The organism is Rhizobacter sp. AJA081-3, from assembly GCF_017795745.1.
Taxonomy (GTDB): domain Bacteria; phylum Pseudomonadota; class Gammaproteobacteria; order Burkholderiales; family Burkholderiaceae_C; genus Piscinibacter.
This window is the reverse complement of sequence record NZ_CP059067.1, coordinates 220,893-236,778: the sequence shown is the minus strand read 5'-3', so window position 1 is coordinate 236,778 and position 15,886 is coordinate 220,893. Positions and strand designations below refer to the sequence as shown.

Annotated in this window: 13 protein-coding genes and 4 tRNA genes; 1 reads left to right on the top strand and 16 read right to left on the bottom strand. The window is 67.1% G+C overall.

Annotation, left to right across the window (positions count from 1 at the left end):
- The 16 genes from rpoB to ltaE all read right to left on the bottom strand — a co-directional run bounded on the left by rpoB (position 1) and on the right by ltaE (position 13,246).
- Positions 1 to 4,125, bottom strand: a complete 4,125-nt coding sequence (gene rpoB / locus HZ992_RS01135) for a DNA-directed RNA polymerase subunit beta (RefSeq protein ID WP_209384852.1) — start codon at positions 4,123 to 4,125, stop codon at positions 1 to 3.
- A gap of 315 nt (positions 4,126 to 4,440) precedes the next feature.
- A complete protein-coding gene (gene rplL / locus HZ992_RS01130; RefSeq protein WP_209384851.1) occupies positions 4,441 to 4,818 on the bottom strand; it encodes a 50S ribosomal protein L7/L12 in 378 nt (125 codons plus the stop codon).
- Positions 4,819 to 4,865: 47 nt separating this feature from the next.
- Positions 4,866 to 5,393, bottom strand: coding sequence for a 50S ribosomal protein L10 (gene rplJ / locus HZ992_RS01125; protein WP_209384850.1), 528 nt, complete (start codon positions 5,391 to 5,393; stop codon positions 4,866 to 4,868).
- Between the two features lie 242 nt (positions 5,394 to 5,635).
- Complete coding sequence (gene rplA / locus HZ992_RS01120) at positions 5,636 to 6,346, bottom strand: 50S ribosomal protein L1 (protein ID WP_209384849.1); 711 nt, start codon at positions 6,344 to 6,346, stop codon at positions 5,636 to 5,638.
- A gap of 2 nt (positions 6,347 to 6,348) precedes the next feature.
- On the bottom strand, positions 6,349 to 6,780 hold the full coding sequence (gene rplK, locus HZ992_RS01115; protein WP_209384848.1) for a 50S ribosomal protein L11: 432 nt from the start codon (positions 6,778 to 6,780) through the stop codon (positions 6,349 to 6,351).
- A 140-nt stretch (positions 6,781 to 6,920) separates the two neighbouring features.
- Entirely contained in the window at positions 6,921 to 7,505 is a 585-nt protein-coding gene (nusG, locus tag HZ992_RS01110; RefSeq protein ID WP_209384847.1) for a transcription termination/antitermination protein NusG, read from the bottom strand.
- A gap of 10 nt (positions 7,506 to 7,515) precedes the next feature.
- Positions 7,516 to 7,899: a preprotein translocase subunit SecE gene (gene secE / locus HZ992_RS01105; protein WP_209384846.1), complete on the bottom strand. Its 384-nt coding sequence runs from the start codon at positions 7,897 to 7,899 to the stop codon at positions 7,516 to 7,518.
- 132 nt (positions 7,900 to 8,031) lie between these two features.
- Positions 8,032 to 8,107: transfer RNA gene (locus tag HZ992_RS01100), tRNA-Trp, on the bottom strand.
- A gap of 13 nt (positions 8,108 to 8,120) precedes the next feature.
- On the bottom strand, positions 8,121 to 9,311 hold the full coding sequence (gene tuf / locus HZ992_RS01095; RefSeq protein ID WP_209384845.1) for an elongation factor Tu: 1,191 nt from the start codon (positions 9,309 to 9,311) through the stop codon (positions 8,121 to 8,123).
- A 38-nt stretch (positions 9,312 to 9,349) separates the two neighbouring features.
- Positions 9,350 to 9,424 (bottom strand) — tRNA-Thr (locus HZ992_RS01090).
- 60 nt (positions 9,425 to 9,484) lie between these two features.
- Positions 9,485 to 9,558 (bottom strand) — tRNA-Gly (locus HZ992_RS01085).
- Between the two features lie 29 nt (positions 9,559 to 9,587).
- Positions 9,588 to 9,673, bottom strand: a tRNA-Tyr gene (locus tag HZ992_RS01080).
- Positions 9,674 to 9,719: 46 nt separating this feature from the next.
- Positions 9,720 to 10,385 (bottom strand): uracil-DNA glycosylase, encoded by a 666-nt coding sequence (locus HZ992_RS01075; RefSeq protein WP_209384844.1) that lies wholly within the window; start codon positions 10,383 to 10,385, stop codon positions 9,720 to 9,722.
- Positions 10,382 to 11,170, bottom strand: coding sequence for an indole-3-glycerol phosphate synthase TrpC (trpC, locus tag HZ992_RS01070; protein WP_209384843.1), 789 nt, complete (start codon positions 11,168 to 11,170; stop codon positions 10,382 to 10,384). The genes HZ992_RS01075 and trpC overlap by 4 nt, the downstream gene beginning before the upstream one ends.
- On the bottom strand, positions 11,167 to 12,201 hold the full coding sequence (gene trpD, locus HZ992_RS01065; protein WP_209384842.1) for an anthranilate phosphoribosyltransferase: 1,035 nt from the start codon (positions 12,199 to 12,201) through the stop codon (positions 11,167 to 11,169). Before trpD ends, trpC begins: the two co-directional genes overlap by 4 nt.
- A gap of 25 nt (positions 12,202 to 12,226) precedes the next feature.
- Positions 12,227 to 13,246 carry a low-specificity L-threonine aldolase gene (gene ltaE, locus HZ992_RS01060; protein ID WP_209384841.1) on the bottom strand — a complete coding sequence of 340 codons (1,020 nt, stop codon included), beginning with the start codon at positions 13,244 to 13,246 and terminating at the stop codon, positions 12,227 to 12,229.
- Between the two features lie 104 nt (positions 13,247 to 13,350).
- On the opposite strand from ltaE, the gene HZ992_RS01055 reads away from it, so the two are divergent.
- Positions 13,351 to 15,879 (top strand): HWE histidine kinase domain-containing protein, encoded by a 2,529-nt coding sequence (locus tag HZ992_RS01055; protein WP_209384840.1) that lies wholly within the window; start codon positions 13,351 to 13,353, stop codon positions 15,877 to 15,879.
- Positions 15,880 to 15,886 lie beyond the last annotated feature (7 nt).

Genomic DNA, 15,886 nt, shown 5'->3' with positions numbered 1-15,886 from the left:
TTAGTTGCGCTCGAGCTCGATGTCGATACCGAGCGACCGGATTTCCTTGACCAGCACGTTGAACGATTCCGGCATGCCGGCCTCGATCGAGTGCTCGCCCTTGACGATGCTCTCGTACACCTTGGTGCGGCCGTTCACGTCGTCGGACTTGACGGTCAGCATTTCCTGCAGGATGTACGACGCGCCGTAGGCTTCCAGCGCCCACACTTCCATCTCGCCGAAGCGCTGGCCGCCGAACTGCGCCTTGCCGCCCAGCGGCTGCTGGGTGACCAGGCTGTACGGGCCGGTCGAGCGGGCGTGCATCTTGTCGTCCACCAGGTGGTGCAGCTTGAGCACGTGCATGTAGCCAACGGTGACGGGGCGTTCGAACGCCTCGCCGGTGCGGCCGTCGTGCAGCGTGGCCTGCGTGCGCGTCGCCGTCAGGCCCTTGGCCTTGGCGATGTCGTCCGGGTAGGCGAGCTTGAGCATGCCGCGGATTTCTTCTTCCGCCGCACCGTCGAACACCGGCGTCGCGAACGGCACGCCCTTGCTCAGGTTGCCGGCCATCTCGAGGATCTCGGCGTCGGACAGGTTGTCCAGCTTCTCGGTCTTGCCGCCCGACTTGTTGTACAGCTCGTCGAGGAACTTGCGCAGGTCGGCCACCTTGGCCTGCTCCTGCAGCATGTTGCCGATGCGCTGGCCGATGCCCTTGCCGGCCCAGCCCAGGTGCACTTCGAGCACCTGGCCCACGTTCATGCGCGAAGGCACGCCCAGCGGGTTGAGCACGATGTCGCACGGCGTGCCGTCGGTCATGTAGGGCATGTCCTCGACCGGAACGACCTTGGACACGACACCCTTGTTGCCGTGGCGGCCGGCCATCTTGTCGCCCGGCTGCAGGCGGCGCTTGACGGCCAGGTACACCTTGACCATCTTCAGCACGCCGGCCGGCAGCTCGTCGCCCTGCGTCAGCTTCTTGCGCTTCTCTTCGAAGGCGAGGTCGAAGCTGTGGCGCGTCTGCTCGAGCGAGTTCTTGATCGACTCGAGCTGGCTGGCCACGTCTTCATCGGCCGGGCGGATGTCGAACCAGTGGTACTTCTCGACGCTGGCGAGATAGGCCTTGTCGATGGCCGTGCCCTTGGCGATCTTCTGCGGGCCGCCGTTGGCGAGCTTGCCCACCAGCAGCTTCTCGATCCGGTCGAACGCGTCGGCCTCGACGATGCGCAGTTGGTCGTTGAGGTCCAGGCGGTAGCGCTTGAGCTCGTCGTCGATGATCTGCTGGGCGCGCTTGTCGCGCGGGATGCCTTCGCGGGTGAACACCTGCACGTCAATGACCGTGCCGTTGGTGCCCTGGTCCACGCGCAGCGAAGTGTCCTTCACGTCGCTGGCCTTCTCGCCGAAGATGGCGCGAAGCAGCTTCTCTTCCGGCGTCAGCGTGGTCTCGCCCTTGGGCGTGACCTTGCCGACCAGCGTGTCGCCCGGGTTCACCTCGGCACCCACGTAGACGATGCCCGACTCGTCCAGGCGAGCCAGTTGCTGCTCGCTCAGGTTCGGGATGTCGCGGGTGATTTCCTCGGCACCCAGCTTGGTGTCGCGCGCCATCACCACCAGTTCCTCGATGTGGATCGAGGTGTAGCGGTCTTCGGCGATGACACGCTCCGAGATCAGGATCGAGTCCTCGAAGTTGTAGCCGTTCCAGGGCATGAACGCGACCAGCATGTTCTGGCCCAGGGCCAGCTCGCCGATGTCGGTGGAGGCACCGTCGGCGATGATGTCCTCGGCCGCCACCACGTCACCGCGCTTGACGATCGGGCGCTGGTGGATGTTGGTGTTCTGGTTGGAACGCTGGTACTTGATCAGGTTGTAGATGTCGACGCCGACTTCACCGGCCACCGTCTCGTTGTCATTGACGCGGATGACGATGCGGTTGGTGTCGACGTAGTCCACGACGCCGCCGCGGCGGGCCGCCACGACCGTGCCCGAGTCCTTCGCGGCCACGCGCTCCACGCCCGTGCCGACCAGCGCCTTTTCGGGGCGCAGCGTCGGGACAGCCTGGCGCTGCATATTGGCACCCATCAGCGCCCGGTTCGCATCGTCGTGCTCCAGGAAGGGCACGAGCGAAGCGGCCACCGACACGATCTGCGTCGGTGCGACGTCCATGTACTGGATGCGCTCCGGCGAGGTCAGGATCGATTCGCCGTTGTCGCGCGCCGAGACCAGCTCGTCGATCAGCTTGCCGTCCTTGTCGAGCGTGGCGTTGGCCTGCGCGATGACGTACTTGCCTTCCTCGATGGCCGACAGGTAGTCGATCTGATTGGTCACCTTGCCGTCGCGCACCTGGCGGTACGGCGTCTCGAGGAAGCCGTACTCGTTGAGCTGCGCGTACAGGGCCAGCGAGTTGATCAGGCCGATGTTCGGGCCTTCCGGCGTCTCGATCGGGCAGACGCGGCCGTAGTGGGTGACGTGCACGTCACGCACTTCGAAGCCGGCACGCTCGCGGGTCAGGCCGCCCGGGCCGAGGGCGGAGACACGACGCTTGTGCGTGATCTCCGACAGCGGGTTGGTCTGGTCCATGAACTGCGACAGCTGGCTCGCGCCGAAGAACTCCTTGAGCGCCGCGGAGATCGGCTTGGAGTTGATCAGGTCGTGAGGCATCAGCGCCTCGGTCTCGGCCTGGCCGAGACGTTCCTTGACGGCCTTCTCGATGCGGGCGAGGCCCGAGCGGTACTGGTTCTCGGCCAGTTCGCCCACGCAGCGCACGCGGCGGTTGCCCAGGTGGTCGATGTCGTCGACCTGGCCGCGGCCGTTGCGCAGCTCGACGAGGATCTTCACCACGTCGAGGATGTCCTCGTTGGACAGCGTCATCGCGCCTTCCGGCGTGTCACGGCCGACGCGGGCATTGAACTTCATGCGGCCCACGCGCGACAGGTCGTACGTGTCCGCCGAGTAGAACAGGCGATGGAACAGCGCCTCGACGGCGTCTTCCGTCGGCGGCTCGCCGGGGCGCATCATGCGGTAGATCGCCACGCGGGCGGCGAGCTGGTCGGCGGTCTCGTCGGAGGTCAGCGTCTGGCTGATGTAGGCGCCTTCATCGAGCTCGTTCGTGTACAGGCACGGGATCTCCTTGATGCCCGCGGCACGCAGCTTCTTCAGCAGCGCTTCGGTCAGCTCTTCGTTGGCCTTGGCGATGATCTCGCCAGTGTCGGCATCGACGACGTTGCGCGCCAGCACACGGGCGAGCAGGAAGTCTTCCGGCACGCTGATGAACTGCGTCTCGGTCTGCTCGAGCGTGCGCACATGGCGGGCCGTGATGCGCTTGTCCTTCTCGACGACGACGTTGCCGTTCTTGTCGGTGATGTCGAAGCGAGCGACTTCGCCGCGGATGCGGTCGGCGACGAACTCCATCTGCGCGCCCGAGTCCATCAGGCGGAAGTTGTCGAACACGAAGAAGTGAGCCAGGATCTGCTCAGGGTTCAGGCCGATCGCCTTGAGCAGGATCGTCACCGGCATCTTGCGGCGGCGGTCGACGCGGAAGTACAGGATGTCCTTCGGGTCGAACTCGAAGTCCAGCCACGAGCCACGGTACGGGATGATCCGCGCGCTGAACAGCAGCTTGCCGCTGGAGTGCGTCTTGCCCTTGTCGTGCTCGAAGAACACGCCCGGCGAACGGTGCAGCTGCGAGACGATCACGCGCTCGGTGCCGTTGACGATGAACGAGCCGTAGTCGGTCATGAGCGGAACTTCGCCCATGTAGACCTCCTGCTCCTTGATCTCCTTGACGGTCTTCGCCTGCGGCGACTCCCGGTCGTAGATGATCATCTGCAGCTTGGCGCGCACCGCGGCGGCATAGGTCAGCCCGCGCTGCTGGCACTCCCGCGTGTCGAACGCGGGCTTGGCCATGTTGAATTCGATGAACTTCATCTCCACGAACCCGTTGTGCGAGACGATCGGGAACGCGGACAGGAATGCGGCTTGCAGCCCCTCGGGCTTGCGTTTTTGCGGAGGCACGTCCTTCTGGAGGAAGGCGACGTACGACTCCTTCTGCATCGTCAGCAGATAGGGAACGTTGAGGACACTCTCGCGCTTGCCGAAACTCTTGCGAATCCGCTTGCGCTCGGTGTAGCTGTAGGGGGTGGTTTGCTGCGCCATAAACACTCCGTCTCAGGAACCCCCACCCGGCCGTGGCAGGTGTTCCGTCGGCGACTGCCTTTCGAACCTTGCGTTCGAAGCTTGGTGGCAGGCCACTACCTGCCGCTGGCGGACAACCCCGGCATTGCACCGGAGTCCGACCAAACCCGTTCTCTGCAGTCGGATCAGAGAACTTTTCGAGATCACTTGGGAAGGCCCCGATTGTCGGGCGAGACCCTTTCAAGTGCTCTCCAGGGGCCTTTGCGAGCAAAGCCCTGGAAGTGCAAGGGCTGGGAGCCGTTTTCCGGCTCCCAGCCCCGCAGGCTGAACGCTGAATTACTTCAGTTCGGCCTTGGCGCCGGCTTCCACCAGCTTCTTCACCGCGGCTTCGGCGTCGGCCTTGGCGATGGCTTCCTTGACGGGCTTCGGAGCGCCGTCGACCAGGTCCTTGGCTTCCTTCAGGCCCAGGCCCGTCAGTTCGCGCACGGCCTTGATGACCGACACCTTGTTCGCGCCGGCTTCGAGCAGCACGACGTTGAACTCGGTCTTCTCTTCCACCGCAGCGGCGGCAGCGCCACCGCCACCAGCGGCCGGGGCGGCCATCGAAGCGGCGGACACGCCGAACTTCTCTTCGATCGCCTTGACCAGGTCATTGAGGTCCATCACCGACATGCTGTCGAGGGCGGTCAGGAATGCGTCTTTGTCGAATGCCATTTGAGGCTCCTAGATTTCGTTGGATTTCAGTTCTGGGGTCGGATCGTTCAGGCGGCAGGGGCGGCTTCCGCCGCCGGCGCTGCAGCACCTTCACCACGCTTTTCGGACAGCGCGGCCAGCACGGCGGCCATGCGCTGCACCGGCGACTTCAGCAGGCCGGCGATCTGGCTGAGCAGGACTTCCTTGCTCGGCACGGAGGCCAGTGCTTTCACGCCGTCGGCGTCGAGCGCCTTGCCGGCATAGGCGCCAGCCTTGACGATCAGCTTGTCGTTGCCCTTGGCAAAGTCAGCGATGACTTTGGCCGCGGCGACAGCGTCTTCGGAAAAACCGTAGATCAGCGGACCGACCATGGCACCCTGGGCCACCTCGAAGGGCGTACCGGCAACGGCGCGACGAGCCAGGGTGTTCTTCAGTACATGAAGGTACACGCCCTTTTCGCGCGCCTGCTTGCGCAGTGCGTCCAGGTGAGCCACGGTGAGGCCACGGTACTCGGCCAGCGCGAGCGTCTGCGAGCGGGCCACCTGGGCCGCCACATCCGTCACCACGGCTGCTTTCTCGTTGCGATTGAGACTCAAGGTCTGCTCCTCACATCACGTGCGGCTCGGGCTCTCGCCCTCCCCGCACACCACGTTCAGCGACCTGCCAGATCCGGAACTGCTTCCATTTCCAGGCGGGACCGCCATCTGCGCTGGCGATTAAGCGACCCCCGAAGGAGCCGCACCAGCGGTCTTGGATGACCCGACTGCCGCTTGCGCGGCCTCCGGCCCACCAATTCACCGGGTCGCCGCCAGACTCAGCGGCGACCCTTTTTCTCTCGTCAGGCCTGGGTCGGCGCGGCGTTGATCGTCGCGAGGTCCACACGGGCACCCACGCCCATGGTCGAGGACACCGCCACCTTGCGCAGGTAGATGCCCTTGCTCGACGGCGGCTTGGCCTTGTTCAGCGCCTCGATCAGCGCGCGCAGGTTGCCGCCGAGCTTGTCGGCGTCGAACGAGCGGCGGCCGATCGTGGCGTGCACGATGCCGGCCTTGTCGACACGGAACTGCACCTGGCCGGCCTTGGCGTCGCGCACGGCCTGCGCCACGTTCGGCGTCACGGTGCCGACCTTCGGGTTCGGCATCAGGCCGCGCGGTCCGAGGATCTGGCCCAGCGTACCGACGACGCGCATCGTGTCCGGCGAAGCGATCACGACGTCGAAGTCCATCTTGCCGGCCTTGATCTCGGCGGCCAGGTCGTCCATGCCGACGATGTCGGCACCGGCGGCCTTGGCTTCCTCGGCCTTGGCGCCCTGGGCGAACACGGCGACGCGCTTGGTCTTGCCGGTGCCGTTGGGCATCACGACGGCGCCGCGCACCACCTGGTCGGACTTCTTGGCGTCGATGCCGAGCTGCACGGCCACGTCGATGGATTCATCGAACTTGGCAGTCGCGCATTCCTTGACGATCGCCAGCGCGTTGTCCAGCGGGTACAGCTTGTTGCTGTCGACCTTGCCCGCGAGGGCCTTCTGTCGTTTGGTCAGCTTGGCCATGCTCAGACTCCTTCCACGGTCACGCCCATCGAACGGGCGGATCCGGCAATCGTGCGAACCGCGGCGTCCAGGTCGGCAGCCGTGAGGTCCTTCATCTTGGTCTTGGCGATTTCCTCGACCTGGGCGCGCGTCAGCTTGGCGACCTTGTCGACGTGCGGACGCGGCGATCCCTTGTCAAGCTTGGCGGCCTTCTTGATCAGCACGGTCGCCGGGGGGGTCTTGAGAACGAAGGTGAACGACTTGTCCGCGAACGCGGTGATCACCACCGGCAGCACGAGGCCGGGTTCCATGCTCTGCGTCTGGGCGTTGAACGCCTTGCAGAACTCCATGATGTTCAGACCGCGCTGACCCAGCGCCGGACCGATCGGGGGAGACGGGTTCGCTTTGCCCGCCGGAATCTGCAGCTTGATGAAGCCGACGATTTTCTTGGCCATGTTTCTCTCCAGTTCAGGTTCCAGCGGCCAGGCCGGATCCTGTTGAGTTCAAACGCACAGGGCTGGTTACCTGTGCTCCTCGTACCGGTGTCTCGTCACCGGCATCAACGGGCGCGGAAGAGAGTCCGCGCCGGCTCGAATCAAACCTTTTCGACCTGCGAGAAGTCGAGCTCCACCGGTGTGGCGCGGCCGAAGATCGTGACCGACACGCGCACCTTGGACTTGTCGTAGTTGACGTCCTCGATGGCGCCATTGAAGTCGGTGAACGGACCTTCCTTGACGCGCACCAGTTCGCCGACCGACCACTCGACCTTCGGGCGGGGCTTCTCCACGCCTTCCTGCATCTGGTGGACGATCTTCAGCACTTCGGCTTCCGAGATCGGCGAGGGGCGGTTCTTCGCGCCGCCGACGAAGCCGGTCACCTTGCCGGTGTGCTTGACCAGGTGCCAGGTGTCGTCGGCCATTTCCATCTCGACCAGCACGTAGCCCGGAAAGAAACGCCGCTCGGTGACGGACTTCTTGCCGTTCTTGAGCTCGACGACCTCTTCCATCGGCACCAGGATGCGACCGAACTTCTCCTGCATGCCGGCGCGGTCGATGCGCTCGCGCAAGTTGCGCTCCACGGCCTTCTCCATGCCGGAGTAGGCATGCACCACGTACCAGCGCTTGTTGGTCGCCGGCGCCACGGTCTCGGGCGTGATCACGGGGGTTGCTTGGTCGCTCATGGCTCGTTCCTCAACGCTTCCAGCCCAGGATCAGGTCGTACAGCGCCCATTCGAGCGTCTTGTCGGTCAGCCACAGGAACAGCGCCATCACGAACACGAAGGCGAAGACGTAGCCGGTCATCTGGATGGCCTCCTTGCGGGTCGGCCAGACGACCTTGCGCACTTCCTTGACCGAATCCTGACCGTAGGCGATCAGTTGCTTGCCGGCCTCGGCGGTGAAGAACACGCCGAGGGCCGCCGCCAGCAGCACCAGCAGGGCGATCACGCGCACCCACAGGTCCTGCTTGCCCAGCGCGTAGAACGCCGCCACCGCGCTGATGACCAGCACGCCGGCCACGGCCAGCTTGGCCTTGTCGGCTCCGGTGGAGACAGTTTCGACTTGAGGAGTAGCCATTGTTCGTTTCGCTTCGCGGCAGACATGCCCAGAAAAAGCAGCGCCGCCTTTCAGCAGCAAAGCCCGCAGGGACTTTTCGTCGCCTCGCGGGCTGCTGTGACCAGCCAGTCTCGGCCCATCAGGGCCTTCGTCTGGCAGGGGCAGAGGGTCTCGAACCCCCAACCTCCGGTTTTGGAGACCGGCGCTCTGCCAATTGAGCTATGCCCCTGTGGCCGTTCACATCACTCCATGATCTTCGCGACGACGCCGGCACCGACGGTGCGGCCGCCTTCGCGGATGGCGAAGCGCAGGCCTTCTTCCATCGCGATCGGGGCGATCAGCTTGACGGTGATGCTGACGTTGTCGCCAGGCATGACCATCTCCTTGTCCTTCGGAAGCTCAACAGCCCCGGTCACGTCCGTCGTGCGGAAGTAGAACTGCGGCCGGTAGTTGTTGAAGAACGGCGTGTGACGACCGCCCTCTTCCTTGCTCAGCACGTACACCTCGGCGGTGAAGTGCGTGTGCGGCTTGATGCTGCCGGGCTTGCACAGCACCTGGCCGCGCTCGACGTCTTCGCGCTTGGTGCCGCGCAGCAGGATGCCCACGTTGTCGCCGGCCTGGCCCTGGTCGAGCAGCTTGCGGAACATCTCGACGCCGGTGCAGGTGGTCTTCTGCGTGGCACGGATGCCGACGATCTCGATTTCCTCGCCGACCTTGACCACGCCGCGCTCGATACGCCCGGTCACCACGGTGCCACGACCGGAGATGCTGAACACGTCCTCGACGGGCATCAGGAAGGCGCCGTCGATGGCACGCTCGGGGGTCGGGATGTAGCTGTCCAGCGCATCGGCCAGCTTCATGATGGCCTGCTCGCCGAGCTCGCCCTTGTCGCCTTCCATGGCGAGCTTGGCGCTGCCGTGGATGATGGGGGTCTTGTCGCCGGGGAAGTCGTACTTGTCGAGCAGCTCGCGCACTTCCATCTCGACGAGCTCGAGCAGCTCGGCGTCGTCGACCATGTCGCACTTGTTCAGGAACACGATGATGTACGGCACGCCCACCTGACGGGCCAGCAGGATGTGCTCGCGGGTCTGGGGCATGGGGCCGTCGGCGGCCGAGCACACCAGGATCGCGCCGTCCATCTGCGCCGCACCGGTGATCATGTTCTTCACGTAGTCGGCGTGCCCGGGGCAGTCGACGTGCGCGTAGTGCCGGTTGGCCGTCTCGTACTCGACGTGCGCGGTGTTGATCGTGATGCCGCGCGCCTTCTCTTCGGGCGCCGCGTCGATCTGGTCGTACGCCTTGGCTTCACCACCGAACTTGGCCGACAGCACCGTCGTGATCGCCGCCGTCAGCGTCGTCTTGCCATGGTCCACGTGACCAATCGTCCCCACGTTCACGTGCGGCTTGGTCCGCTCAAATTTGCCTTTTGCCATCACATCGCTCCTCGACAACGAGAATGAATATCAAGACTTGGTGCCCATGGCGCGGATCGAACGCGCGACCTCTCCCTTACCAAGGGAGTGCTCTACCACTGAGCCACATGGGCCGATCAACTGACCGTCGACACAGGCTTGGATCCGGTCGGGACATCAAGCCTCTGGCGACATGGAGCGGGAGACGGGAATCGAACCCGCGTCATCAGCTTGGAAGGCTGGGGTTCTACCATTGAACTACTCCCGCTCGGGAGACAACACGATTCACTGGATCTTTGGTGGAGGAGGCTGGATTCGAACCAGCGTAGGCGTAAGCCAACAGATTTACAGTCTGCCCCCTTTAGCCACTCGGGCACCCCTCCACGCAGAGCCCGCGATGATAGCACAGGCCCGAATGGCTTCGGCGCCCTACAGGGCCCACCAGTCGACCAGGGCGGCCGTCTCCAGAAAGTGCCGGCCCTCGGCCATGAAGCGGCGCTGGAAGTCGTTCGACGGGTGCCGCGTCACCAGGGTGCGCACCGAGGCACCAACCGGCTGCGCCTCGACGAAGAACTGCCTCGCCTTGTCACCCCACAGCATGAACACCGGCGGCTGCGGCATCTTGCACAAAACCTTGACAATATCGGATGTGAGCGCCTGCCAACCACAACCCATGTGGCTACCGATGCGGCCCACCTCGATGGTCAGCGTGGGATTGAGCAACAGTGCGCCCTGGCGTGCCCAGCCATCGAGTTTCCACACCGGCGGCGGCTTGAAACCAGCCCGGTCCTCCGCCAGCACCTGGAATACGCGGCGCAGCGAAGCCGGCTTGCCGTGACCGGCCGAGAAGGCCAGGCCGTCCGCATGCCCGGGCTTGGGGTAAGGGTCCTGGCCGAACACCACCACCTTGACGCCCTCGGGGGGCTGGAAGCGCAGGGCGCGGAACGGGTCGACCGGCGCGATCTCGCTCGTACCGGAGATGGCGCGCACCCGGTCGATCACCTCGGCAAAACGTTGCGGCGTCCAGCCCGGCAGCACCTGCGCCCAGGCCGGTGGCAGGCTCGCGCAGGCCGCGACCAGATCGTCGGCGGTCACGCGAACAGGCTCGCCAGCGCGGCGCCCGGGTCGGCGGCACGCATGAAGGCCTCGCCGACGAGGAAGGCATGCACGTTCGCGTCTCGCATGCGCTTCACGTCGGCCGGGCCGAGGATGCCGCTCTCGGTGACCAGCAGCCGGTCCTTGGGCACCTCCGGCAGCAGGCCCAGCGTGGTGTCCAGCGTGACCTCGAACGTGCGCAGGTTGCGGTTGTTGATGCCCACCAGGGGCGTCTTGAGCCGAAGCGCGCGGTCGAGCTCGGCGCCATCGTGCACCTCCACCAGCACCGCCATGCCCAGCGCCAGGGCCTGCGCCTCCAGGTCGACCATCAGCGCGTCGTCGAGGCAGGCGGCGATCAGCAGGATGCAGTCGGCGCCCATCGCGCGCGCCTCGAACACCTGGTAAGCGTCGACCATGAAATCCTTGCGCAGCACCGGCAATCCGCAGGCCGCGCGGGCCTGCTGCAGGTAGTCGGCGTGGCCCTGGAAGAACTGCGCGTCGGTCAGCACGCTCAGGCAGGCGGCGCCGCCGCGTTCGTAGCTGGCGGCGATGTCCGCCGGCACGAAGTGCTCGCGCAGCACGCCCTTGCTCGGGCTGGCCTTCTTGACCTCGGCGATCACGGCCGCGCGGCCCGCCACCACCTTGGCGCGCAGCACGCCGGCGAAGTCGCGCTGCCCGCCCAGCGACTCGGCATCGCGGCGCAGCGAGGCCAGGTCGCGCCGACGCCGCGCCGCAGCGATCTCCTCCCGCTTGACCGCAACGATCTTGTTCAGGATGTCACTCATGCCGCCGCCAGCTCCTTCGTGCGGCCGACGAACTGGTGCATCTTGGCCAACGCCTTGCCCGAAGCCAGCGCCTCGCGCGCCAACGCCACGCCGTCGGCCATGGTCGTGGTGACGTTGGCGGCGTACAGGGCCACGCCGGCGTTGAGCAGCACGATGTCGCGCGCCGGGCCGGGCTCGTTGTCGAGCACCGCGTGCAGCATGGCCTTGCTCTGCTCGGGCGTCTCGACCTTCAGCGTGCGGTTGCTCGCCATCGTCAGGCCGAAGTCCTCGGGGTGGATCTCGTACTCGCGGATGCCGCCGTCCTTGTACTCGCCCACCAGCGTGGCGGCCCCCAGCGAGACCTCGTCCATGCCGTCGCGGCCGTAGACCACCAGCGCATGCTCGGCGCCCAGGCGCTGCAGCGCGCGCACCTGGATGCCGACCAGGTCAGGGTGGAACACGCCCATCAGGATGTTCGGGGCATCGGCCGGGTTGGTCAGCGGCCCCAGGATGTTGAAGATGGTGCGCACGCCGAGTTCCTTGCGCACCGGCGCCACGTTCTTCATCGCCGGGTGGTGGTTGGGCGCGAACATGAAGCCGATGCCGGTGTCGGCGATGCAACGCGAAATCGCCGCCGGCGGCAACGACAGGCTCACGCCGAGCGCTTCCAGCACGTCGGCGCTGCCCGACTTGCTGGAGACGCTGCGGTTGCCGTGCTTGCTGACGCGTGCGCCGCAGGCCGCGGCGACGAACATCGAACAGGTCGAGATGTTGAAGGTGTGCGAGCCATCGCCGCCGGTGCCGACGATGTCGACCAGGTGCTTGCGGTCGGCCACCTCGACCTTCGTGGAGAACTCGCGCATCACCTGCGCGGCGGCGGTGATCTCGCCGATGGTTTCCTTCTTCACGCGCAGGCCGATCAGCAGCGCCGCCATCATCACCGGCGACATCTCGCCGCCCATGATGCGGCGCATCAGCGCGAGCATCTCATCGTGGAAGATCTCGCGATGCTCGATCGTGCGGGTCAGGGCTTCGGTGTTGGTGATGGTCATGGTCAGGCTCCTGGGATTCGCCGGCTCACTGCAGCGCCTGGCGCAGCACGGCAATGGCGGTGTCGATGTCCTGGTCGTTCACATCGAGGTGGGTGACCAGGCGAAGCTGGTACAGGCCGGTGCTCAGCACGCCCTGCTCGCGCAGCGCCGCCACCGCGCCCGCGGCGCGCTCGCGCGGCAGCTCGATGAACACCATGTTCGTCTGCGGTGACTGCACGTTCACGCCGGGCAGGCCTTGCAGCCCGTCGGCCAGGCGCCTCGCACGCACGTGGTCGTCGGCCAGCCGGTCGATGTGGTGGTCCAGCGCGTGCATCGCCGCCGCTGCCAGGATGCCGGCCTGGCGCATCGTGCCGCCGGCCATCTTGCGCACCCGTTTCGCCCGGGCGATCAGATCAGCGGAGCCGACCAGGGCCGAGCCGGCCGGCGCACCGAGCCCTTTGCTGAAGCACACCGAGACGCTGTCGAACAGTTCGGCCATTGCCCTCGCGTTGGCGCGCGGATCGCCTCCCAGCCCGACCGCGGCGTTGAACAGGCGTGCACCGTCGAGGTGGGTCGCCAGGCCATGCCGCCGGGCCAGCGCGGTCGCATCCTGCAGATAGGCCATCGGCATCAGCCGGCCGCCCAGCGTGTTCTCGAGGCACAGCAGGCGCGAGCGCGCGAAGTGCGGGTCGTCGGGCTTGATGCTGGCCTCGATGTCGGCCAGCGCCAGCGTGCCGTCGGCCTGGTGGGCGATCGGCTGCGGCTGGATGCTGCCGAGCACCGCCCCGCCGCCGGCCTCCCAACGGTAGGTGTGGGCCATCTGGCCGACGATGTATTCGTCGCCGCGCTGGCAGTGGCTCATCAACGCGCACAGGTTGCTCTGCGTGCCGGTGGGCATGAACAGCGCCGCCTCCTTGCCGAGCATCTGCGCCATGCGCTGCTGCAGCGCATTGACCGTCGGGTCGTCGCCGAACACGTCGTCGCCCACTTCGGCGCGCGCGATCGCCTCGCGCATCGCGGCGGTGGGTCGGGTCACGGTGTCGCTGCGCAGGTCGACGAACGGCATGGCTTTGCCCCGGATCAACAAGTCTGGAAGAAGGCACGCAGTGTATCGAGCGTCGGGTAAAGTGCCCGGCACCAAGAAGAAGTCTGCCGCTGGCGAAGGAGTATGTGAGCCGCGAACCGACCCCGCTGGAGCGCGCGCTGGCGGAATGCGCCTCCGAACCCATCCACCGGCTCGGCCGCATCCAGGCGGCCGGCTTCCTTCTGGCCGTCGATCCTGGCGGCCACATCGCGCACGTCTCGGCCAATGCCGCCGCCTGGGTCGGCCGCACGCCGCAGTCGCTGCTGGGCGCGGGTGCCGAGTCGGCCCTGCCGCGCCAGGCCCTGGCCGCCGCCGCCGCGCACGCCCGCGTCTCGCTCGCCCACGACGCCGCACAGCACCTGTACGGAGTCGCGTGGCCCGGGCGTGCAGACCCGGTCGATGTGTCGATCCACGACAGCGGCGGCCTGCTCGTGATCGAGGCCGAGCCGGCCAGCGCCGAAGACACCCTGCGCGACATCGTCTGCCTGGGCCACTGCGCGGAGCATCTGGCCCACTGCAACGAGATCGGCGAATTGGCCGCCGCCGCTGCCCGCGGCATCGCCGAGCTGGCGCGCTACGACCGGGTGATGGTCTACCGCTTCTCCGCCGACGGCAGCGGCACGGTGATCGCCGAGCAGGTCGCGCCCGGGCTTCCCACCTACCTCGGGCTGCGCTACCCGGCCAGCGACATCCCGGCCCAGGCGCGCGCGCTGTACCTGCGCAGCCCCTCGCGCATCATCTGCGACGTGGCCGACGATGGCGTCGACGTGCTCGGCCACGACACCGCCGCGCTGGACCTGTCGCTGGCCACCCTGCGCAGCGTCTCGCCAGTGCACCTGCAGTACCTGCGCAACATGGGCACCGCGGCAACGATGTCGATCACGCTGCGCGTCAACGGCCGCCTCTGGGGCCTGGTCGTCTGCCACCACGGCGCACCGAAACGGCCGGCGCTCGCCTGCCGCGCGATCGCCGAAACCCTGGGCCGGCTGTTCGGGCTGGCCATCGGGCGTCTGGAGAGCGAGGAACTGCAGCACGACATCAACGCCCTGCTGCTGAGCCAGCCAGGCGTCGAGCCGCTGGTGGATCACGAGGCGCCTTCCGCGCAACGCGAGGCCGTGCTGGCCACGATCTGTCACACCCTGCGCGCCACTGGCGCTGCGCTGCACCTGGACGGCCGCACGCTGCGCTGGGGCGAGGGGCCGCCGCCGCGCAAAGTCGCGGCGCTTTGCGAACTGCTGGCCGACACGCCCGTGCCGGAGGCGGTGGTGGTGGATTCGCTCGCCCAGCGCTGGCCGTCCACGGCTGCGCTGGCACCGCGCGTGGCGGGCATGGTGGCGGTGCCGCTGTCGCAGCCGTCGCGCGACTGGCTGCTGCTGTTCCGCGACGAAGTCCGTCGCCATGTCGTGTGGGCCGGCAACCCGAACAAGTCGCTGGACGGCGAACGCGGCAACCTGACGCCGCGTGGCAGCTTCGCGGCCTGGCGCGAATCAGTGCGGCTGCATGGCGAGCCCTGGACGCCATTGCAGGTCGAGCTGGCGGAGGTGTTGCGCGTGCGCATGCAGGGATTGCTGGCGGCGCAGCGGGAGCAACGCGACCTGCGCACGCTGCGCCGCGACAGCCAGCGGCAGGCTTTGCTGGTGCGCGAGCTGAACCACCGCATCCGCAACATCCTCGCGCTGGTCAAGGGCCTGGTGCAGCAGAGTGCGGCACGCTCGGACAGCGTCGAGGAACTGGCCACCACGCTGCAGAACCGCGTCGGCGCGATGGCGCGGGCGCACATGCAGATCGAGCAGACGCGCTGGGGCCCGGCGCCGTTGCTGGGCCTGATGGAAGACGAGATCCGGCCGTTCAGCGACACGGGCCAGTCGGCGCTGTCCGGCCCGCCGATCCAGCTGGAGCCGAACGCCTACATGTCGCTGGCGCTGGTGGTGCACGAACTCGCCACCAACGCGCGCAAGTACGGCGCGCTGTCGCAGGCCAGCGGCCGGCTTGCCGTGCACTGGGAGGTCGACCGCAATGGCGCACTGTGCATCGACTGGCGCGAATCCGGCGGCCCGGCCACCGCCGAACCCACGCGCATCGGCTTCGGCTCGCGCGTCATCGCCGAAGCGCTCGCGCACGAGCTGCAGGGCCGTACCGAGGTGCAGTACCTGCCCGGCGGGCTGCAGGCGCGGCTGGTGATCCCGCGCGGCTTCGAGCGCGCGGCCGGTGCCGCCGTGGACGGCGCCGGCTTGCTGGCGGTGGAAGCGCTGCACCGTGGCGCGCCGGCCAGCGTGCTGCTGGTCGAAGACGATCTGGTGATCGCCCTGACGGTGGAGGCCATGCTGGCGCAGCTGGGCTGCACCGACGTCATTCGCGTGGGCCGCGCGCCCGATGCACTGGCACTGCTGGCCGAGCGGCGCTTCGACATCGCCATGATCGACGTCGACCTGGGTGACCACACCAGCGAGAGCGTCGCCGACCGGCTGGCCGAGCTCGGCATCCCGTTGGTGGTGGCCAGCGGCCACGCCCAGACCGACCACCTGCCCGCGGCCTTGCGCGGCCACCCGAGCATCTGCAAACCCTACGGTGCGCTCGACGTGCAGCGCGCCTTCGCGAGCGCGCTGAAGCGCTGAGTGCCGG